We start from the raw sequence: 19,953 nt of genomic DNA, 5'->3' as shown, positions 1-19,953 counted from the left end.
CGGGCGCCGTTGTTCGCCCCAGGGAAAATCCCTAGTGATCGGCCGCCGCCGGGGTATAACGAACCGGCAGGGGGACTTTGTCGAGAGCGAGTCGTGGAGGCGCGTCCTGGCCCAGCCAGACCCCAACCTGCCAGAACCCAACCTATTCGTGGGGCGGGAGGCCGAGATCGGGCGGCTGGCCGCCCGCGCCGAAGCCGCACGCTTGGGGAGCCCGTCCTTCGTGCTCATCGAAGGCCCGGCCGGGATAGGCAAGACGGCCCTCGCCCGCCAGGCCCGGGAGATGGCCGAGGGCTTCCGGGTGCTGTCGGCCACCGGGGCCGAGGACGAGACCGGCCTCGCCTACGGCGTCGTCGACCAGCTCCTCGCCGGGCTGGCCCCCGGTCGCGCCCTGAGCCGGGACCACCGCGCCCGTCCCGACGAGCAGTGGGCCGCGGGCTCGGCTCTGGTCGACCTTTTCGGCACTCTGGGGGCCGAACAGCCGCTGGCGGTGTTCGTCGACGACGTCCACTGGGCCGACGGGCCGTCGCTGTCGGCCCTGGCCTTCGCCCTCCGGCGGCTCCGGGCCGACCCAGTCCTGGGGGTTCTCGTGGGCCGGAGCGGAGCCCCCCTGCCCGCGGGCCTCGTCCGGCTGGCGGGCGGCGAAACCGGCGAACGGATGGAGCTCACGGGCCTCGACGCCCGCGAGCTGGCCGAACTGGCACACGGCCTGGGCCTGCGCGACCTGCCCCGGCGCACGTTCGAGCGCCTGGCCGACCACACCCGAGGCAGCCCGCTGCACGCTCGCGCCCTGCTGGAGGAGCTCAGCCCCGACGACCTCCGCTCGGGCGGGCCTCTCCCCGCGCCCCGGGCCTACTCGTCGCTGGTGCTCTCCCGCCTGGCCGCGCTGGCGGCCCCGGCCCGGGACCTGGTCGTGGCCGCCGCCTGCCTGGGCCCCCGATGTCCTCTCGGCCTGGCCGCCCGGGTGGCCGGTGTGGACGACCCCGGCGCCGCGGTCGACGCGGCCGTCGAGGCCGGGATGCTCTCGGCCCGGTCCCGGGCCGCGGGCTGGGAGCTGGCGTTCTCGCACCCGCTGGTGAGGGCGGCGGTCTACGAGGACCTGGGCCCGGCCAGGCGAACGTCCCTGCACGGCCGGGCCGCCGATCTCACGACCGGAGCGGCGCGGCTCGATCACCGCGTGGCCGCCGCGCTGGTCGAGGACGCAGATCTGGCGACCGAGCTGGAGGCCGCGGCCACCGGCGAAGCCGCCGAAGGGGCCGTGGGCGCGGCCGCCGAGCACATGCTCTCGGCCGCCCGCCTGTCGCCGGCGGCCGCCGTCGGCGAACGCCGGCTGGTGGAGGCGGTGCGCCTGCTGGTGCTGGCCGGGAACGCCAGCGAGGCCTCCGCTTATGCCGCCGAGCTGGCCCGCCTGCCGGCCAGCTCCCGGCGAGACCTCGTGCTGGGCCACCTGGCCCTGTTGACCGGACGTCTCTCGGATGCCGAGGCCCTCCTGGAGGCATCCTGGGCCGGAGGGTCTCACGGGGCCGAGGCGGCCCACACGGCCGCTCAGTTGGCCCAGCTCATGCTCATCCAGGGCCGCGGGACAGAGGCCGCCCAGTGGGCGCGACGGGCTGCTCAGGCCCATCCCGAGGCCTCGGCCCGGGTGGCCGCCGTCAGTCGCCTGATGACCGGCCTGGCCAACTCGGGGCGGGCCGAGGAGGCCTTGGGCCTGGTCGAGGGCTTCGATCCCCCCAGCGGCACGGCTGGCCTGAGCCCCGCGGATGTCGACCGCCTGCTGGGCCGGGGCGTGGTTCGGTTGTGGACCGACCACTTGGAAGGGGCGAGGGACGACCTGCTGGCGGCCGTCACCCAGGTGAACCGCTGGGGCCATCTCAAGGAGGCGGCCATATTCCTGACCCACCTGGCCGACGCCGAGTACCGGCTGGGCCTGTGGGACGACGCACTGGCCCATGCCGACCAGGCAGCTTCGCTGGCCGAGGACTCCGATCAGGCCTGGCTACTGGGCGGGACGCACTCCATGGTCGTGTTCCCGGCCGCCGGCCGAGGTCTGTGGGAGCTGGCCGGCGCCCATGCCCGCCGGGCCGTCGAGGCCGCCGCCGCCCTGCCCGAGACCGAGGAGGCCAACCGCGGCTACGCGGCCAGCGCGGCCGCCCACCTGGCGTGGGCACAGGGGGACCCCACCGGCGTGGTCGAGGCGGTCAAGCCCATCCTCAGCTTCCGGAACCGGGCCGGTTCCTACGAACCGGGCACGATGCCCTGGCGGGAGCTCTACGCCGAGGCTCTCGTCACGCTGGGCCGGCTGGACGAGGCCGACGCCGTCCTCACGCCCTACGAAGAACTGGCGGCCGAGCGGGGCCGCCGGTCGTCCCAGGCGGCCGCCTCCCGCGCCCGGGGCGCGCTGGAGCTGGCCCGGGGCCGGCCGGAACTGGCCCGCCAAGCCTTCGCGCTGGCCGTCGAGCATGCGGCCGCCGTACCCGCGCCCTTCGATGAGGCGCTGGCCCGCTACTGCTACGGACGGTTCCTGCGCCGGGCGGGCGAGCGGCGGGCGGCGTTCGCCGAGCTGAGCGGGGCCCGGCAGACCTTCCTGGCCGTCCAGGCCGTTCCCTTCCTCGAACGAGCCGACCGAGAGCTGGCGGGTACCGGGCTGGCCCCGTCACCGCGCCGCGGGCCGTACCCCTCTCGCCCGCCGCTCACGCCCCAGGAGCTGGCCGTGGCCCGCCTGGCAGCCGCCGGCCGGACCAACAAGGAGGTGGCGGCCGAGCTGGTGGTCAGCGTGAAGACCGTCGAGTACCACCTGGCCAACGTCTTTGCCAAGCTCGGCATCCGGTCCCGCCGCCAGTTGGTGGCCCACGTGGGCTAGTCCCTCGGCCTAGCGGGCCAGGTAACCGCCGTCGACGTAGAACTCGGCCCCGGTGACGAACGAGGCGTCGTCGCTGGCCAGGAAGGCGACCATGGCAGCCACCTCCGAAGGCAGCCCCAGGCGGCCCATGGGGGTGAGGGCGATCATGGCCACCTCGAACTCGGTGCCCTTGGCCTGATCGAGGATGGGCGTGTCGATGAAGCCAGGGTGCACGGAGTTGACCCGCACGCCGCTGGTGGCCCAGTGCAGGGCCACGTTCTTGGTCAGGGTGCGAACGGCACCCTTGGCCGAGTGGTAGGCGGGCGAGGTGCCGAACCCGCCGCTGGCCCCGAATATCGAGCTGATGTTCACGACCGAGCCGTGCCCGGAGGCCTTGAGCAGGTCGGCCGCCAGCTTCATCCCGTAGAAGACGCTCGTCTGGGTGATGGCGATGGTCCGGTCGTACTGCTCGGTGGTGGCCTCCTCGATGGGGGCCAGGTCGCCCACGCCGGCGTTGTTGACCAGGATGCCGAGCCCGCCCAGTTCCGACTCGGCCCGGGCCACGGCCTGGCGCCACTGCTCCTCGTCGGTCACGTCGTGGTGGACGTACGCCGCCCGGCCCCCCCGGTCGCGGATCCCGGCGGCCACCTTCACGCCGGCGTCGTCCTGGATGTCGGTCACCAGGACGGCGGCCCCCTCCTCCGCCAGCCGCTCGGCCGTCGCCCGCCCTATCCCACTGGCCGCTCCGGTGACCATTGCCACCCGGCCGTCGAGCCTCGCCATACGCCTCGCCTCCTCTGGGCGGCTCCAGCCGCCGTTGGTCTCCCAGAGACGCTACCCACCGGGCACGCGGCCCTACCGCCGGGCCGAGCGAAGACCGCGGCCACCCCGTACTCTCGGTTCAGGCTCAAGCACAAGGAGGGGGCCGCATGGACGATTACCCGGCCGATCTCGATCTCGACGCCCCGGTGGAGGTGGCCAACTGGCGCCCGCTGGTCCACTGGCTGCTGGCGGTCCCCCACTTGATGATCGCCAGCGTGCTGGGCCAGGTCGGCGGGGTGATCGGCTTCGTCAGCTGGTTCATCATCGTGTTCACGGGAAGGTTGCCGGAGTCGCTGGCCAACTTCCAGTGCCTGGTCCTGCGTTATACGGCCCGGGCTTACAGCTACGCGCTGTGGCTGCGCGAGCCCTACCCGGCCTTCGACTTCTCGATGACCCCGGCCGACCCCGGGGGCGACCCGCTACGGGTCGACCTCGCCCCCCGCCTCGAGGACCGCAACCGGCTCACCGTGGGCCTGCGCTTCATCTGGATCATCCCCATCGCCATCTACCTCGCGTTCGTGAGCCTGGCGGCCATGGTGGTGGCCTTCGCCGGCTTCTTCGCCGTGCTGTTCACCGGGCGCTGGCCCGAGGGCATGCGCCGCTTCCTGGTCGCCACCGGCCGCCTCAGCATCCGGGTCAGCGCCTACGGCTACCTCTTGGTCGACGACTACCCCCCGTTCGCCGTGACCTGATTCAAGCCAGGGCCGCGCCGGGCCACCAGAGGGCGGCTACCCGGTGCTCGCTGGGTACGCGGGCCCGCAGGAGGTCCGCGATCTCGGCGTCGCGCTCGGGGCCGACCATGAGGCGGCCACGGACGATGGCCACCACCTCCTCGGTCACCTCGGTGGGCTGGGGCGGGACCACGAAGTCCTCCCGCTCCACCGCGAGACCGAGGGCCGAGAGGACGGCCTGGGCCTCGTCGGCCACCAGACGCCGGGGCCGGTCGATCCCGTGGATCGCCTTCCACAGCGGTTCGAGGCCTGACTGGGGCGGGTGTTCGGACAGCTCGAGCACCACCCGGTGGCGGGCCGCGGCCGTCAGAGCCATGACGAAGTCCTCGACCTCGGCCACCCCGTACATGGCGTGGTGGCAGACGACCACGTCGGCGGTCCCGGCCTCGGTGGCCACCTCGGGCCAGGTGCCGAGCACGGCCCGCACCTCGACGCCCAGCTCGGCCGCCGTCTCGGCGAAGGCCTCGAGCATGGCTTCGATGCGGTCGAAGCCGATGATCAGGCCGGCCTTGGCCGCCAGGCCGAGGCTCGACGCCCCCGCCCCGCAGCCGACGTCGAGCACGGTGCCCCCCTCGGGCAGGGCCTCCAGCGCCCGCCGGCGAGACGGCCGTACGGGTTTGGTGGCGTCCTCCTCGGGCCGGAAGCGGAACCGGTCGGGGGTCAGGCCCACCCGGGCGTCGGACGACTTGCGGCGCAGCTCCTCGGGCAGGGCCGCCGCCTCGATCCCGGCCCGCCAGCGGTCGCCGGGCCGGCTCCCCTCGTCCTCCAGCACGCCCGCCGCCCCCACCTTCGCGTCCCCGCTCATCGCCCTCCTCGCTTCCGGTGGTGTCACCGCCCGGCGGCCGACAGTAGGCGGGCGGGGCCAGCGGCTGCACAGCGGGCGGGAGAGGACGCACCGGTAGAGTTGCCGACCGTGACCACCGCCGAGCGGGCGGAGCCGGCCCGGTCCGACTTCATCCGCGAGATCATCGAGGCCGACCTGCGTTCCGGCCGCCACGGCGGCCGGGTGGTCACCCGCTTCCCACCCGAGCCCAACGGCTACCTCCACATCGGGCATGCCAAGTCGATCTGCCTGAACTTCGGCATCGCCGCCCAGTACGGCTCCAAGTGCAACCTGCGCTTCGACGACACCAACCCCTTGGCCGAGGACGTCGAGTACGTGGAGTCGATCCAGCGCGACGTCGAGTGGTTGGGGTTCTCGTTCGGGGAGCGGGCGCTGTTCGCCTCCGACTACTTCGCCGAGATGTACGACCTGGCCGAGGGCCTGGTGAAGGCCGGCAAGGCCTACGTCGACCACCTCAGCGAGGACGAGATACGACAGCACCGGGGCTCGCTGAGCGAGCCGGGCCGGCCTTCGCCGTACCGCGACCGGTCCGTCGAGGAGAACCTGGCCCTGCTGGGCCGGATGCGCTCGGGCCAGGCAGCCGACGGGGAGTGCGTGCTGCGGGCCCGCATCGACATGGCGGCCGCCAACATGAAGATGCGCGACCCGCTGCTGTACCGGGTGCGCCACGCCCGCCACCACCGCACCGGGGACGAGTGGCCCATCTACCCCATGTACGACTACGCCCACCCCATCTCGGACGCCATCGAGGGCATCACCCACTCCATCTGCACGCTGGAGTTCGAGAACAACCGGGAGCTCTACGACTGGGTGGTGGCCAACACCGGGGTCTCCGAGCGCCGGGGCCTGAGCCGGCCCCAGCAGATCGAGTTCGCCCGGCTGAACCTCGACCACACGGTCCTGAGCAAGCGCAAGCTCCTGCGCCTGGTCGAGGAGGGTCACGTGAGCGGCTGGGACGACCCCCGCATGCCCACCATCGCCGGGATGCGCCGCCGCGGCTACCGGCCCGAGGCTATCCGGGCCTTCGCCGACCTGATCGGCGTGGCCAAGGTCAACTCGGTGGTCGACCTGGGCAAGCTCGAGTTCTGCGTCCGCGACGACCTCAACTGGGTGGCGCCCCGGGCCATGGCCGTGCTCCGGCCCCTGCGGCTGACCGTCACGTCGTGGCCCGAGGACAGCGTCGAGCACCTGACCGCCCCCCTCTTCCCGCCCGACGTGGGCCGGGCCGGCGAGCGGACCGTCCCCTTCGGCCGCCACCTGCTCATCGAACGCCACGACTTCAGCCTCGACCCCCCGCCCGGCTACCAGCGGCTGGCACCCGGCCGTACGGTCCGGCTGCGCCACGGCTACTGCGTCACCTGCGACGAGGTCGTCGAGGAGGACGGCGAGGTGGTGGAGGTGCGGGGCCACCACGTGCCCGGCTCGGTCGGGCGGGCCCCCGAGGGCGTGGAGGTGTCGGGCGTGGTCCACTGGGTGCCGGCCGCCGGGGCGGTGCCGGCCGAGGTCCGCCTCTACGACCGGCTCTTCCGGGCCGCCCGGCCCGACGACGAGGGTGACCTGGCCGCGGCGCTCAACCCGTCGTCGCTGGAGGTCGTGACCGGGGCCATGCTCGAGCCTCACCTGGCCACGGCGGCCGAGCCGGGGAGCCACTGGCAACTGGAGCGGGTCGGTTACTTCGTCGTCGACACGGCCAGCTCCCGGCCCGGCGCCCTGGTGCTCAACCGGGTCGTCACCTTGCGGGACTCCTGGCAGGCGACCGCCGAGCCGGGCGGCGGCGCGGGCGGCAAGGCAACCGGCGGCGAACGGCCGAAGTCGGCCAAGGCCCGTACCCGGCCGCCCCGGCGCAGTCCCCGCGAGTTCCGGGCCGAGGCCCGCCTGCGCGACCCGGTGCTGGCCGAACGGCACGAGGCCTGGCCGGCCCGCTACGGGCTGAGCGCCGACGAAGCCGACCTGCTCACCGGCGAACGGCCGGTCGGGGACCTCTTCGAGGGGGCCGTGGCCGCCGGAGCACCCGCGGGAGCGGTGGCCAAGTGGGTGCTCAACGAGCTCCCCCCCGCCCTGGGCGAGCGCCCGCTGGCCCAGTCGGCCCTCACCCCGGTGGCCCTGGCCGCCCTGGTCTCGGCCGTCGAGGAGGGAACGGTCACGGCCGCCGCCGCCAAGGAGGTGCTGGCCGAGCTGGTGGCCCGCGGCGGCGACCCTTTGGCCATCGTGGCCGCCCGGGGCCTGGCCCAGGTGAGCGACGAGGCGGCCGTGGCGGCCGTCGTCGACGAGGTCCTGGCCGCCAACGCCGAGAAGGTGCGCCAGTACCGCCAGGGCAAGACGGCGCTGTTCGGGTTCTTCGTGGGCCAGGCCGTGCGGGCGTCCGAGGGCCGGGCCAACCCCCAGGTCGTCCGCCAGGTGCTGGCCGAGCGCCTGGGCTGAAGGTGCCCACGGCCCCAGCCGGTTCCCCGCGACGGTGGTCGGAGGCCGAGGCCACCCTGGCCGCCGCCGACCCCGCCCTGGCGGCGGTGATGGCCTGGGCCGGCCCCTGCCGCCTGGGCCCGGGAAGGGTGGCGGGCGGGGCCTTCGGGGCGCTGGCCCGGGCCGTCTGCTACCAGCAACTGGCGGGCCAGGCGGCGGCTGCCATCCACGGGCGGTTCGTGGCCGTCTACGGCGGGCGGCCCACGGCCGGGGCGGTGGCCGCCACCGACGACGCCGTCCTGCGGTCGGTGGGCCTGTCCTCCGCCAAGGTGGCGTCCATCAAGGACTTGGCCGCCAAGGTCGGCGACGGCACGGTGCGCCTGGGCCAGTGGCACCGCCAGGGCGACGACGAGGTCGTCGAACGCCTCACCGCGGTGCGGGGCATCGGGCCGTGGACGGCCCACATGTTCCTGATGTTCCACCTGGGCCGGCCCGACGTGTGGCCCACCGGGGACTTCGGGGTCCGGGCCGGCTACGCCCGCATGCACGCCCTGGCCCAGGCTCCCTCGGCCCGGGAGCTGGCCCCGCTGGGTGAGCTCTACCGGCCCTGGAGGAGCGTGGCCGCCTGGTACTGCTGGCGGGCCGTGGACGGCCTGGCCCCCGACTGGTGAGCAGCCTGACCGGTGCCCGCAGCCGCCCGGGTTGTCGCCGCCCAAGCCCGAACTTGTACGGTACGGGACCTGTGAGAACCGAACTCCTCCGCCGGCGGGCTGTGGCGGTGGCCGCGGCCGCCGCCCTTGCCCTCACCACCGCCGCCTGCGGGCGCGACACCGCCACCCGGTCCATCGCGGCCGCCGTCGTCGACGGCGCCCCCGGGTTCACCCCCCAGACCATCACCGTCGACCAGGAGCAGCCCGTCGTGCTGCGGGTGGGCAACGGCACCGACCGCGAGCACGGCTTCTCGATCGTGGGCTACCGCATCAGCGAGGTCGTCGGGCCCAACCAGACGGTCGAGATCGAGTTCAGGGCGACCCGGGGCGGCACGTTCAAGATCTACTGCCAGCTCCACCCGGCCCACCAGACCGCCACGCTGATCGTCCGCTGACGAAGGCATATAGCCTGAGCGGCGCGTGAACGTGTTCGACCGCATCGGGGCGGACGGCTACGAGCAGGTGGTCTTCTGCCAGGACCGGGCGACCGGGCTGCGGGCGATAGTGGCGGTCCACTCCACCCGGCTGGGCCCCTCCCTGGGGGGCACCCGCTTCTACCCCTACCCCAGTGAGGACGCCGCCCTGGAGGACGTCCTGCGCCTGGCCAAGGGCATGACCTACAAGGCGGCCGTGGCCGGCCTCGACCTGGGCGGCGGCAAGGCGGTGATCATCGGTGACCCCGCGGTCGACAAGACCGAGGGCCTGCTGCGGGCCTACGGCCGGTTCGTGGGCTCCCTGGGGGGCCGGTACATCACGGCCGAGGACGTGGGCACCACCCAGGCTGACATGGACCTGGTCCGCCGGGAGACGGCCTGGGTCTCGGGCTCCAGCGTCGAGCTGGGCGGGTCAGGGGACCCGTCGGTGGCCACCGCCCTCGGCGTTCTCCACGCCATGAAGGCGACGGCCCGTCACCTGTGGCACGACACCGCCCTCACCGGCCGCCACGTCGTGGTGTCGGGCGTTGGCAAGGTGGGCAGCGGCCTGGTCCGCCTCTTGGTCGAGGAGCGGGCCAAGGTGACCGTGGCGGACGTCAACGACAGGGCCGTGGCCCGCATGGTGGAGCGCTTCGGGGTCGAGGCCACCGACGTGCCCGACGCCCACACCATGGCCTGCGACATCTTCGCCCCGTGCGCCTTGGGCGGCCTGCTCGACGCCGTTACCATCCCCCGACTGCGGTGCGCGGCCGTCGTCGGCTCGGCCAACAACCAGCTGGCCGAGCCCGCAGGCGCCAAGCTCCTGGCCGAGGCGGGTGTGCTCTACGGGCCGGACTACGTGGTGAACGCGGGCGGGTTGATCAACATCGCCGAGGAGCTCTCGCCCCGGGGCTACCACCCCGAGAGAGCCTTGAAGGCCGTGACCCGGGTGTTCGACACCACCGCGCTGGTCCTGCGCACAGCCGAGGCCGAGGGCGTCACCACCGTCGACGCCGCCGACCGGCTGGCCGAACGGCGCATGGAGGAGATGGCCCACGTCCAGCAGATCCGGGCCCACGGGTAACCACGATGGGCCCTGCTCCGGTCGGAGGGAGATGACGCAGGCGGACATGAAGCGGGATGGGCGCCACACCGAGCTCGGCCTGTCGGGCGACGACCTCGTCGCCATGTACCGGCTGATGGTGCTGACCCGCACGGTCGACCAGAAGCTGTGGAACCTCCAGCGCATCGGCAAGATCCCGTTCATCATCCCGGGCGCCGGCCAGGAGGCGTGCCAGGTCGGTTCGGCGTGGACTCTGCGCCGGGGTTACGACGTGGCCGTCCCCTATTACCGCGACTACGGCGTCGTGCTGACCCTGGGCATGACACCCACCGAGGTGTTCCTCAACGGGTTTGCCCGGCCCGGCGACCCCAACTCGGGCGGCCGCCAGATGCCCAGCCACTGGGGGTGCCGGCGGCTCAACATCATCACCGGCTCGTCACCCATCGCCACCCAGCTCCCCCACGCCGCCGGGCTGGCCAACGCGGCCACCATCGCCGGCGAGGACCGGGTGACCGTGTGCTGGTTCGGCGAAGCCACGTCGTCGCGGGGTGACTACCACGAGGCCCTGAACTACGCCGGCATCCACAAGCTGCCCCTCGTCCTGGTGTGCGAGAACAACGGATATGCCATCTCGGTCCCCCACTCCATGCAGGCGGCCGTGCCCAACGTGGCCGACCAGGCGGTGGCCTACGGCTTCGAGGGGGTCATCGTCGACGGCAACGACGCCCTCGAGGTCTACGGGGCGACGGCCGCGGCCATGGCCAAGGCCCGGGCCGGCGGGGGCCCGACCCTGGTCGAGTGCAAGACCTACCGGCTCCTGCCGCACACCTCCGACGACGACGACCGCCGCTACCGCACGGAGGCGGAGATCGAGTCCTGGCGCCGGCGCGACCCCCTGGTCCGCCTGCGCGACTACCTGTTCGAGCACGCCTTGCTATCGGCTGAGGACGAGGAGAAGCTGGCCGAACACGTGCGCGACGAGGTAAACGAGGCTGCCGAACAGGCCGAGGCCGCGCCCGACGCCACCGCCGACATGGCCTACGCACGGGTGTGGGCCCGGCCCCTGCGGCCCATCCCGCGGGTGCCGGCCGAGGTGGTCCAACACGTCGAGGTCCGACCCCGCCCTGCCCACCCGGGAACCGGCACCGAGCGCAGCGTCCTCGACACCGTGCGCCAGACCCTCGACGACCTGATGGCGGCCGACGAGCGGGTGGTGGTGCTGGGCGAGGACGTGGGGATCATGGGCGGGGTGTTCAGGGCCACCGACGGCCTGCTCGACCGCTACGGGCCGGCCCGGGTGATCGACACCCCACTGGCCGAGTCCTCGATCGTGGGCATCGCCATAGGCCTGGCCATGGCCGGCCTGCGCCCGGTGGCCGAGATCCAGTTCGCCGACTTCCTGCACTCGTGCGTCGACCAGTTGGTCAACGAGGCGGCCAAGGTCCACTACCGGTCCAACGGCGACTTCTCGGTGCCCATGGTGGTGCGGGCGCCCTGGGGCGGGGGCACCCACCGGGCGCTCTACCACTCCCAGGCGGTGGAGGCCGTGTACGCCCACGTAGCCGGGCTCAAGGTCGTGTGCCCGTCCACGCCCTGGGACGTGGCCGGGATGTTGCGGGAGGCGGTCGACGACCCCGACCCCGTGCTCTTCCTGGAGCACAAGCTGACTTACCGGCGGGTCAAGGGCCTGGTGCCCGAGGGCGACTGGCGGGTCCCCCTCGGGGTGGCCGACGTGGCCCGGGCGGGCGACGACATGACCATCGTCACCTACGGCCGCCACCGCCACCTCTCCCTGGCGGCGGCCGAAACGCTGGCCGGCGAGGGGTTCTCGGTCGAGGTCGTCGACCTGCGCACGATCTCCCCGCTGGACCGCGACACGGTCCTGGCGTCGGTGTGCCGCACCGGCCGCCTGCTGGTCGTCCACGAGGACAACGTCAGCTTCGGGGTGGGGGCCGAGGTGGCCGCCCTGGCCGCCGAGGAGGCCTTCTACGACCTCGATGCCCCCGTACGCCGCCTGGCCATGCCCGACGTGCCGGCCATGCCCTACAACCGGGCCCAGGAAACCGCCCTGCTCATCGAGCCCGACCACATCGTGGCGGCCGCCCGCGCCCTGCTCGGCGAGTAGCGCTCTCGGGTGGCGCGAGCGCCTACCGCACCAGGAGCGTGTTGTAGATGGCGGTGGGGATGGAGTCCTCGGGGTTGGGGACGAGGTTGATGGTGGCCCCACCGCTGACCTTGAGGCTGGTGGCGATGAACTGCGCACTCAGGTAGACGGGCAGCGCACCCCCGCCCGTCAGGTTGAACGAGTCGGCGTTGGGCATGAAGAACGACCCGGCCATGCTGGTCGTGGCCCCCCCGGCCATCCCGTTGGAGTTGCCACCGGCCTCGGTCCACAGGGCCAGGTCCTCGTAGCGGTTGGTGGTGGCCAGCTCCGAGGCCGTCGGGAGCCGGCCGGTGATCTCGTTGGGCGCCGACCAGTCGACGAAGCCGCCGCTGGAGATGCTGACCGTCCCGGTGTAGCTGGTGCACGCCGACGTCTTGCACGGGACCGTGCCGTCGGTGGCCGGCACCTTGCCGAAACCGCTGGCCAGGTACACGAAGGTCTGGCACAGGCGCAGGGTGGCCCCGGAGCCGACCTTGAGCTGGCCGTTGGCCAGGACCAGCCGGTTGGCGTTGCCCGGGCCCGTCCGCAGGCTGCACGTGGGGCTGAGGCCGTTGTTGACGGTGAGGATGCTCGTCGACCCGCCCACGTCGATGCCCACCCGGTTCCCACTGGGCCGGCCCCAGACGTAGACCTTGCGGGGGTCGGAGATCGTGAATGCGCCGCTGATCGTGAGCGCTCCGTTGATCACGATGTAGGAGTTGGGGGCGGACAACGTGAGCGCGGAGTTGACCGTGATGTCGCAGTTGAACCAGATGTGCTGGGCCGTGGAGCGCCCCGGTATGAGGAAGAAGGTGGCGAAGCTGTTGCAGTCGCTCTGGCTGAGCACGAGCCACGTCACCCCATTGCCGGTACACGAATTGTTGGACACCGACGTACACCCCGGGGGCAGCCCGCCGTTGCCCGTGAGCACCGACTGGACCTCGGCGTCGAGGTCGACGACGTTCTGGCGGTAGCGGCGGTCGGCGAACTTGCGCCCGGTGCGGGGCGAGGCGATGGCCACGGTGTCGCCGTAGGTGGCCGGGAAGCCGTTGGTGATGTTGCCCGGTGGCCGGTTGAAGTTGAGGGCGTAGATCCCGATTCGCGACTTGTGCACTCCCGTGCCGCCCGAGCAGGCCGGGTTGGTGGAGTTGGTACTGCAGGCCACCACCGACGGCCCGCCTGAGGTCGACTGGGAGTTCAGGATGGGCGAGGGGCAACTCCCGGAATCGGCCGCCGAGTCGATCTGGATGGTCCCCGGGTACTCGCCGAAGGCCTGGGAGATCACGCGGGTGTTCGAACCACCGGTCTGCAGGACGTTGCAGGCATTGCGTTCCAGGAGCTGGAGGGCAGCCACGAACTCGATCGTCTCGATGGCGTTGAGCCGGCCGACCGAGCGGATGACCGACGTGATCGAGCCGGCGCCGGCGACCTGGCCGAAGGTGGTGGGCCGTAGCTGGGTGACGACTACCGAGAGGTTGTCACAGCCCCCCTGGGCCGGGTCGCCGGTGTCACCCCGCCCCGCGTCCTCGGGGAACCGGGGGTCGGGTAGGTAGTAGCCGCTCTGGATCTCGACGGTGAAGCGCCCGCCGCCGGCCGTCGCCTGGAGCTTGGCCCACGTGGCCGGGTTGTCGGGGGCGCACGGTGTGCTGTCGGGCTGGAGGGGGTTGGCCGGGCAGGGGTTGGAGGGGTACACGGTCGGGGGGGCGGCGGCGTTGGACCACGTCTCGCTGCCGGGGTCGAACACCGAGAACGAGGCGTTCTCCAGCAGGTAGCCCCGTGCCCGGCACACCCCGGCCCAGGGACCGAAGGGGAGCCGGGAGATCCCGGCGCGCGCCGCCAGGTCGGTGACGCTCTTGTTCATCCGCCGGTCGGTCCGCACCTGGCCCAGGTCGACCACCAAGGCCACGATCAGGGCGATCCCCGTGACCATCAGCGACACGATCACGATGGCCAGGCCCCGCTCGTCGCCTCGGCGGGCGGCCAACAACTCCCGGGCCCGGCCGCTCACCCCGTGTCCCTCTCGTAGCGGGCCGCGGCCCGGCCGTCGAGCGTGAGGTCCATGCTGGCGAAGAAGAACTGGAGGGTGGCCTGGGTGGCGGCCGAGACCTTGACGAGCTGGACTGTCGGCTCGGCCGACGCACCCGCAGGGTCGTTCACCCCGCAGTCATTGCCCCCGTTGGGCAGGACGAGCCGGGCACAGACCTGAGGAGCGGTGAGGGAACCCCCCGACAGGCTCACCACCCTGTTCTTGACGGCTGCCTCGAAGTCGGCGACGGCCGTCGGGCCGCTGCCGAGCTGCAGGCTGGCCCCATAGCGGGCCCCTTCGCGCACGGCGTCCACCACGGCGATCTTCTGGGCGTAGGCGAAGCCGCCCGACACGGTCCCCAGCACCAGGGCCAGCAGCACGGGCAGGACGACGACCGTCTCGACCAGCACCGCTCCGGCTTCTCGGGGATGGACGCGGCCCACTGCCATAGGTCCCTTGTCGTCATCAGGGCTCAACTCCTTGAGCCCGGGTGCCGATCATCCCGGGATACCCGACAACCGTCGGGCCCCAGGAGGAACTGACATGCGAGCTCCGATGGCGCGGAGGACGAAGGTGACACTCGCGGCTGGCGTGCTCGTCTTCGTGGGCGGCGGCGTGGGGGCCGCCTACATGGCGGCCCGGCCGGAGCCCGCCCCCCAGGGGGGAGGCGCCCCCCAGGCCACCGTCTACTACACGACCCAGAACGTCAACACCGGCACGGCCGGGTCGGTCGCCCTGGCCCAGGGCCTGGTGAGGCCCCGCAACGTCGCCGCCGCTGAGGTGCCCGACGGCGCGGTGACCTCGGAGGGCCAGCTCGCAGGGCGGGTGGCGGCCTCCACCATCCCCGCCGGCTCCGTGGTGCTGGCCGAGATGTTCCCCGCCCCCCAGACCCGGATCGGGACGGTCGTGATCCCCCCCGGCAAGCGGGCCCTGGCCGTCGAGCTCGAGCCGGTGGCCGGCGTGGCCGGCTTCGTGGGCGCCGGGGACCTGATCGACATCTACGGCGTGGCCCGCGGCCAGAACGGTCCCGCCGGGGTCCAGCTCGTCCTCCAGGCCGTGGAGGTGCTCAACGTCAACGGCGCCGGGCTCCCGTCCGCCCAGGGACAGCCCAACGGGCCCAACCTCGTGTACCTGCTGGCGGTCACCCCCGCCGAAGCGGAGAGGCTCATCTACCTGACCAAGTTCGAAGAGCTCTACTTCGACCTCGTCCCCCGGGGCGAGCCGCCCGTGGTGACTCCCGGGGCGGGCCCGGGCCAGGCCCTCCAGGCCATCTAGACGCCTCCATGCGCGCCCCCAGACTTCTCGTCCTCGACACCGGGAACGACCTCGCCGGACAGGTGGAGCGGGCCAGCCGCGCCCTGCGGCCCCACCCCGAGGTGACCCATCACCGCAGCCTCGACAGCGTGGAGAAGGCCCGGGCTGGCGGCGAGCACTGGGACCTGCTCATCGCCGGGGCGACGCTGGGCGACGAAGCCGGTCTGCGCGAGCTGCGCAACCTCAAGCGGCGCATGCCCGACACCGTCCTGATCCTGGCCTTCGACCAATGGCGGAGCCGGAGCCTGCGCGAGACGGTCCGGACCGGTGCCCTGGACATCCTGCGCCTGCCGGCCAAGGACGAGGTGGTGGCCGACGCCATCGAGCAGGCGCTGCAACTGAGGCCCGTCCTGAGCCCGGCGCCCGCCGTCAGGAGCGGACGGCCCGAGGGCCGGGGCCGGGTCGTCGCCGTCATGTCGGCGACGGGCGGGTGCGGCAAGACGTTCTTCGCCACCAACTTGGCCTACGACCTCCAGACCCGCCTCGGAGAACGAACCTGCCTGGTCGACCTCGACCTCCAGTTCGGCGAGCTCTCCACCGCCCTACGGCTGCGCCCCCGGTACACCATCGCCGACCTCGTGGGCCACAACGACGACGAGGAGCTGGCCGCCCGCCTCGGGGAGTACGCCGTCGCCCACGACACGGGCATCGCCGTGCTGGCCGCCCCGGACGAACCGGCCGCGGCCGACAACATCGACTCAGCCGACGTCGGCCGCGTCATCGAAGCGGCGCGCTCCCAGTTCGACGCCGTTGTCATCGACACTCCCGCCAGCCTGACCGAGGTGGTGCTGGGGGCCATCGAGTACGCCGACCAGTTGTTCGTACTGGCCACCCTCGACCTGCCCAGCATTCGCAACCTGGGGCTGCTGCTCAAGACGCTGGACGCGCTGAAGGTCCCTGAGGAGCAGGTCAAGCTCGTGCTCAACAAGGTGGAGCCCGACGTCGGCATCGACGTCAACCAGGTGAGCCGCTACTTCCCCCAGGGTTTCTCGGTCGTCATCCCCTACGGCCGGGAGGCCAACCGGGCTCTGAACATGGGCATGCCGATGCTCGCCTACGCCCCTCGCAGCGAGGTCTCCAAGGCGGTGGCCACGGGGCTGGCGGTCACCATCGAGAACGGGGAGCGGACCAGTGAGGAGAGCACTGCCCCGGCCACCACCCCCGAGCGGCGGCGGTTGCTCGGGCGGCGGGCCAAGAAGGCCTCATAGGGCGGCCCGGACGTGACCATCGCCCTGCTCGCCCTCTCGACGGGAGTCGCCCTCATCGGGCTCAGCGCCCTGCTCCACCGGTCGTCCCGCCAACACGAGATGGACGAACTGCTGGGGCTGTTGCCCTTCCCGCTCGAGGAAGGGAAGGACGGCGCGGCGGTGAGCGCCCTGGCGTCGCGCGCCACCGACCTGGCCACCCAGATGGTCGACAAGGTCGACCAGAAGCGCTCGCTGAGCAGTTCTCTGGAGCGGGCCTCCATCCCCCTGCGCCCCGGCGAGTTCGTCGTCGTGACGGTGGCCGGTGGCCTGGCCCTGGCCGCTGTGCTGGCGGCCGTCACGGGGGTGACGGCGGCCGCCGCCGGGGGCCCCCTCCTGGCCGCCGCGGTCGCCAGCCAGGTGGTCAAGCGGAGGATCTCCAAGCGCACACGGGCGTTCGAGGCCCAGTTGCCCGACGCCCTCAGCCTGATCGCCTCGTCGCTCTCGGCTGGTCACACCTTCCTGCGGGCGATCCAGATGATGTGCGAGGAGTCGGGACCGCCCCTGTCCGAGGAGTTCGGCCGGGTGGTGGCCGAGACGCGGCTGGGCGACCCCGTCGTCGACGCCCTCGATCGCATGGCCCAGCGACTGGGGATCCGGGACATGGACATCGTCGTGCAGGCCATCCGGATCCAGCAGACGGTCGGCGGCCGGCTGGCCGACCTGCTCCACACCCTGGCCGACTTCATCCGCCTCCGGGACGAGCTCCGGCGCGAGGTCAGGGTCCTCACCGCCGAGGGCCGGATGTCGGCCTGGGTGCTGGCCGCCCTGGTTCCCTTCCTCTTCCTGGTGATGCGCAGCCTCAACCCCGGCTACCTGGACCCGCTCTACTCGGGGTGGGGCCTGGTCGTGCTCGGCTACTGCGTGGCGTCGGTCGTCGGCGGCGTCGCCCTGATCCTGCGCATGGTGAGGATCGACATATGAGTGCCGAGGTCGCGGTGCTGCTGTGCGTCGCCCTCGCCGGGCTGATCACCGTCGGCCAGGCGTTGGCCCAGGCCCGCCGGGTGGCGCCCGAGTTCGGGGACTTCCTCGAGGGCGCCCTGCCCGACCCCCGGGCCACCAAGCTCGAGGAACCACTCGTGCCTCGCCTACTGGAGATGGTGCGCCGCGGGGTGGGCCGGCGGGTGGAACGGCTGCTGCCGGGGCCCTACCTCGACAACATCGAGCACCAGTTGACCCAGGCCGGCCTGGCCGGCCAGCGCACGCCCGCCGAGCAGATCGCGGCCCAGATGGGCCTCACCGTGGTGGGGGCGGCGGTCGCCTTCCTCCTGCGTCCGTTCGAGCAATCGGCCACGACCGCCCTCGCCATCTTCATGTTGCCGGTAATGGGCTGGATGCTGCCGGCGGCCCGGCTGAAGCGGGCCATCCGCCAGCGGTCGGACCAGATCTTCAAGGACCTCCCCGACATCATCGACATGCTGGCCGTCGCCGTGGAGGCCGGTAGTGGCTTCGAAGCCGCCCTGAGCATCGTGTGCCAGCACTTCCGCTCCCCTCTGGCCGACGAACTGGCCTTGTCGCTGCGGGAGATGGAGCTGGGCATGCCCCGCAAGGAGGCCCTCCAGGACCTCAAGCGCCGCATGGACATCGACGTCGTGCGCACTTTCGTCCTCGCCATGGTCCAAGCCGACGCGCTGGGCATCCCCATCGGTCGGGTCCTCAAGACCCAGGCCAACGAGGTGAGGGCGCGGCGGCGGGCCTGGGCCCGAGAGAAGGCGGCCAAGCTCCCGGTGAAGATCCTGTTCCCGCTCGTGCTGTTCATCTTCCCGCCCATCATGGCCATCGCCATGGGGCCGGCGGCCGCCGGGTTCAGCCGCCTGGGCGGGGGCTGAGGGTCAACCGGGTCAGCCCGCGGGGTGGACGAGGTCGACGCTCGGCAGGAAGCCGGCGCTCTCGGCCGCCCGGGCCAGGGGTACGTCCACCGGGTAGTCGCCGGTCAGGCAGGCCGCGCAGAACCCCGACCCGGCCGCGCCCGTGGCTGCCAGCAGGCGGTCGAGGTCGAGGTAGGCGAGGGTGTCGCAGCCGATGTAGTCGCCCACCTCCGAGACCGTGAGGTCGGCAGCCAGGAGCTGGGTGCGGGTGCCGGTGTCCATCCCGAAGAAACACGGCCACCGGTAAGGCGGGGAGGCGATCCGCAGGTGGACCTCGGCCGCCCCCGCCTCCCGCAACATGGCCACCAGGGCCCGCATGGTCGTACCCCGCACGATCGAGTCCTCCACCACGACTAGGCGCTTGCCGGCGATGTTGTCGGGCATGGGGTTGAGCTTGATGCGCACCCCCTGGGCCCGCTTCTCCTGGCTGGGGGCGATGAACGTGCGCCCGATGTAGCGGTTGCGGACCAGGCCGTGGCCGAACGGGATCCCGCTGCGGCGGGCGTAACCCTCGGCCGCGGGGATACCCGACTCGGGCACGGGCATGACCATGGCCTCGCGCGGCACCAGTTGGGTGTCAGGCGGCAGCGGGGCCTGGTCGGCCAGCAGCTCGCCCATGCGCTGGCGGGCGGAGTGGACGGTCTGGCCGTAGAGCTTGCTGTCGAGGCGGGCGAAGTAGACGAACTCGAACAGGCACAGCTTGGGGTCGACGCGCTCGGGGGGGAACGGGCGGGTCGAGCGCGTACCTTCCTCGTCGACCACGACCATCTCGCCCGGGTCGAGCTCGCGGACGAAGTGGGCACCGATGATGTCGAGGGCCGTCGTCTCCGAGGCCAGCACCCACCCGCTCTCCAGCCGGCCCAGGCACAGCGGCCGGAACCCGTTGGGGTCTCGCACGCCGATCAGCCGGTGCTGGTCGAGCATGACCAGCGAGAACGCCCCCTGGAGGCGGGGCAGAACGGTGGGCAGGGCCTCCTCGAGGCTCTGGTCCTGGGCCACCATCTCGGCGTGCAGCAGCTCGGCGACCAGGTCGCTGTCGCTGGTCAGCATGCCCGGGAGCACACCCGCCTCGTCGGCCAGCTCGGCCGTGTTGACCAGGTTGCCGTTGTGGCCCAGGGCGAACCCGGCACCGCCGGAGGGCCGGTAGATGGGCTGGGCGTTGCCCCAGGTGCTCGACCCGGTCGTCGAGTAGCGGACGTGGCCCATGGCCAAGAAACCCTGCATGGGGGCCAGCTTGCGCTCGTCGAACACGTGGGTGACCAGCCCCATGTCTTTGATGACGGTGATCTCCTCGCCGTCGCTGACGGCCATGCCCGCCGACTCCTGGCCGCGGTGCTGGAGGGCGTACAGCCCGGCGTAGACGAGCTGGGCGACCGGCTGGTCGGGGGCGTACACCCCGAAGACCCCGCACGCCTCCCGCGGCTTGGCAGGCTCGGGCACCGGGGGCACGCCCCCGATTCTCCCACAGCCCCACCCCATCGCCGGGGGACCCGGGGGAGGGGGCCCCGGCCCATCGCCCGCAAACCTGCGCGGGAACCG

Annotated in this window: 16 protein-coding genes; 11 read left to right on the top strand and 5 right to left on the bottom strand. The window is 72.6% G+C overall.

What is annotated here, in order from left to right; all coding sequences use genetic code 11:
- Positions 1 to 148 precede the first annotated feature (148 nt).
- Positions 149 to 2,857 (top strand): AAA family ATPase, encoded by a 2,709-nt coding sequence (locus AB1673_08860; GenBank protein ID MEW6154081.1) that lies wholly within the window; start codon positions 149 to 151, stop codon positions 2,855 to 2,857.
- A gap of 9 nt (positions 2,858 to 2,866) precedes the next feature.
- On the opposite strand, the gene AB1673_08855 is transcribed toward AB1673_08860, so the two are convergent.
- Positions 2,867 to 3,619 (bottom strand): glucose 1-dehydrogenase, encoded by a 753-nt coding sequence (locus AB1673_08855; GenBank protein MEW6154080.1) that lies wholly within the window; start codon positions 3,617 to 3,619, stop codon positions 2,867 to 2,869.
- A 146-nt stretch (positions 3,620 to 3,765) separates the two neighbouring features.
- Between AB1673_08855 and AB1673_08850 the strand changes: the two genes are divergently transcribed.
- Positions 3,766 to 4,350, top strand: a complete 585-nt coding sequence (locus AB1673_08850; GenBank protein ID MEW6154079.1) for a DUF4389 domain-containing protein — start codon at positions 3,766 to 3,768, stop codon at positions 4,348 to 4,350.
- 1 nt (position 4,351) lies between these two features.
- On the opposite strand, the gene AB1673_08845 is transcribed toward AB1673_08850, so the two are convergent.
- On the bottom strand, positions 4,352 to 5,194 hold the full coding sequence (locus tag AB1673_08845; protein ID MEW6154078.1) for a class I SAM-dependent methyltransferase: 843 nt from the start codon (positions 5,192 to 5,194) through the stop codon (positions 4,352 to 4,354).
- Between the two features lie 108 nt (positions 5,195 to 5,302).
- Between AB1673_08845 and AB1673_08840 the strand changes: the two genes are divergently transcribed.
- The 5 genes from AB1673_08840 to AB1673_08820 all read left to right on the top strand — a co-directional run bounded on the left by AB1673_08840 (position 5,303) and on the right by AB1673_08820 (position 11,944).
- Positions 5,303 to 7,654 (top strand): glutamine--tRNA ligase/YqeY domain fusion protein, encoded by a 2,352-nt coding sequence (locus AB1673_08840; GenBank protein ID MEW6154077.1) that lies wholly within the window; start codon positions 5,303 to 5,305, stop codon positions 7,652 to 7,654.
- A 2-nt stretch (positions 7,655 to 7,656) separates the two neighbouring features.
- Positions 7,657 to 8,304 carry a DNA-3-methyladenine glycosylase 2 family protein gene (locus AB1673_08835; GenBank protein ID MEW6154076.1) on the top strand — a complete coding sequence of 216 codons (648 nt, stop codon included), beginning with the start codon at positions 7,657 to 7,659 and terminating at the stop codon, positions 8,302 to 8,304.
- Between the two features lie 71 nt (positions 8,305 to 8,375).
- Positions 8,376 to 8,738, top strand: a complete 363-nt coding sequence (locus AB1673_08830) for a cupredoxin domain-containing protein (protein MEW6154075.1) — start codon at positions 8,376 to 8,378, stop codon at positions 8,736 to 8,738.
- Positions 8,739 to 8,763: 25 nt separating this feature from the next.
- Positions 8,764 to 9,840: a Glu/Leu/Phe/Val dehydrogenase dimerization domain-containing protein gene (locus AB1673_08825; protein MEW6154074.1), complete on the top strand. Its 1,077-nt coding sequence runs from the start codon at positions 8,764 to 8,766 to the stop codon at positions 9,838 to 9,840.
- Positions 9,841 to 9,886: 46 nt separating this feature from the next.
- Complete coding sequence (locus AB1673_08820) at positions 9,887 to 11,944, top strand: dehydrogenase E1 component subunit alpha/beta (GenBank protein ID MEW6154073.1); 2,058 nt, start codon at positions 9,887 to 9,889, stop codon at positions 11,942 to 11,944.
- A 22-nt stretch (positions 11,945 to 11,966) separates the two neighbouring features.
- Here the strand turns inward: AB1673_08820 and AB1673_08815 are convergent, their stop codons facing one another.
- The gene (locus AB1673_08815; protein ID MEW6154072.1) at positions 11,967 to 13,970 is read right to left on the bottom strand and encodes a Tad domain-containing protein; all 2,004 of its coding nucleotides are present in this window, start codon (positions 13,968 to 13,970) and stop codon (positions 11,967 to 11,969) included.
- A complete protein-coding gene (locus AB1673_08810; protein MEW6154071.1) occupies positions 13,967 to 14,437 on the bottom strand; it encodes a TadE/TadG family type IV pilus assembly protein in 471 nt (156 codons plus the stop codon). Before AB1673_08810 ends, AB1673_08815 begins: the two co-directional genes overlap by 4 nt.
- Positions 14,438 to 14,561: 124 nt before the next feature.
- On the opposite strand from AB1673_08810, the gene cpaB reads away from it, so the two are divergent.
- From cpaB to AB1673_08790, 4 genes are read left to right on the top strand one after another with little or no spacing between them, the layout of a single operon-like run.
- Entirely contained in the window at positions 14,562 to 15,263 is a 702-nt protein-coding gene (gene cpaB / locus AB1673_08805; protein MEW6154070.1) for a Flp pilus assembly protein CpaB, read from the top strand.
- 8 nt (positions 15,264 to 15,271) lie between these two features.
- Positions 15,272 to 16,510 carry an AAA family ATPase gene (locus AB1673_08800; GenBank protein MEW6154069.1) on the top strand — a complete coding sequence of 413 codons (1,239 nt, stop codon included), beginning with the start codon at positions 15,272 to 15,274 and terminating at the stop codon, positions 16,508 to 16,510.
- Between the two features lie 12 nt (positions 16,511 to 16,522).
- A complete protein-coding gene (locus AB1673_08795) occupies positions 16,523 to 17,470 on the top strand; it encodes a type II secretion system F family protein (GenBank protein MEW6154068.1) in 948 nt (315 codons plus the stop codon).
- Complete coding sequence (locus AB1673_08790; GenBank protein ID MEW6154067.1) at positions 17,467 to 18,375, top strand: type II secretion system F family protein; 909 nt, start codon at positions 17,467 to 17,469, stop codon at positions 18,373 to 18,375. The genes AB1673_08795 and AB1673_08790 overlap by 4 nt, the downstream gene beginning before the upstream one ends.
- 12 nt (positions 18,376 to 18,387) lie before the next feature.
- Here AB1673_08790 and purF read toward each other — a convergent pair whose 3' ends face one another.
- On the bottom strand, positions 18,388 to 19,863 hold the full coding sequence (purF, locus tag AB1673_08785) for an amidophosphoribosyltransferase (GenBank protein MEW6154066.1): 1,476 nt from the start codon (positions 19,861 to 19,863) through the stop codon (positions 18,388 to 18,390).
- Positions 19,864 to 19,953 lie beyond the last annotated feature (90 nt).

It is taken from the genome of Actinomycetota bacterium (genome assembly GCA_040754375.1).
Taxonomy (GTDB): domain Bacteria; phylum Actinomycetota; class Acidimicrobiia; order Acidimicrobiales; family AC-14; genus JBFMCT01.
Note: the sequence above shows the minus strand (reverse complement) of the source record. Positions and strands in the feature narration are given on the sequence as shown.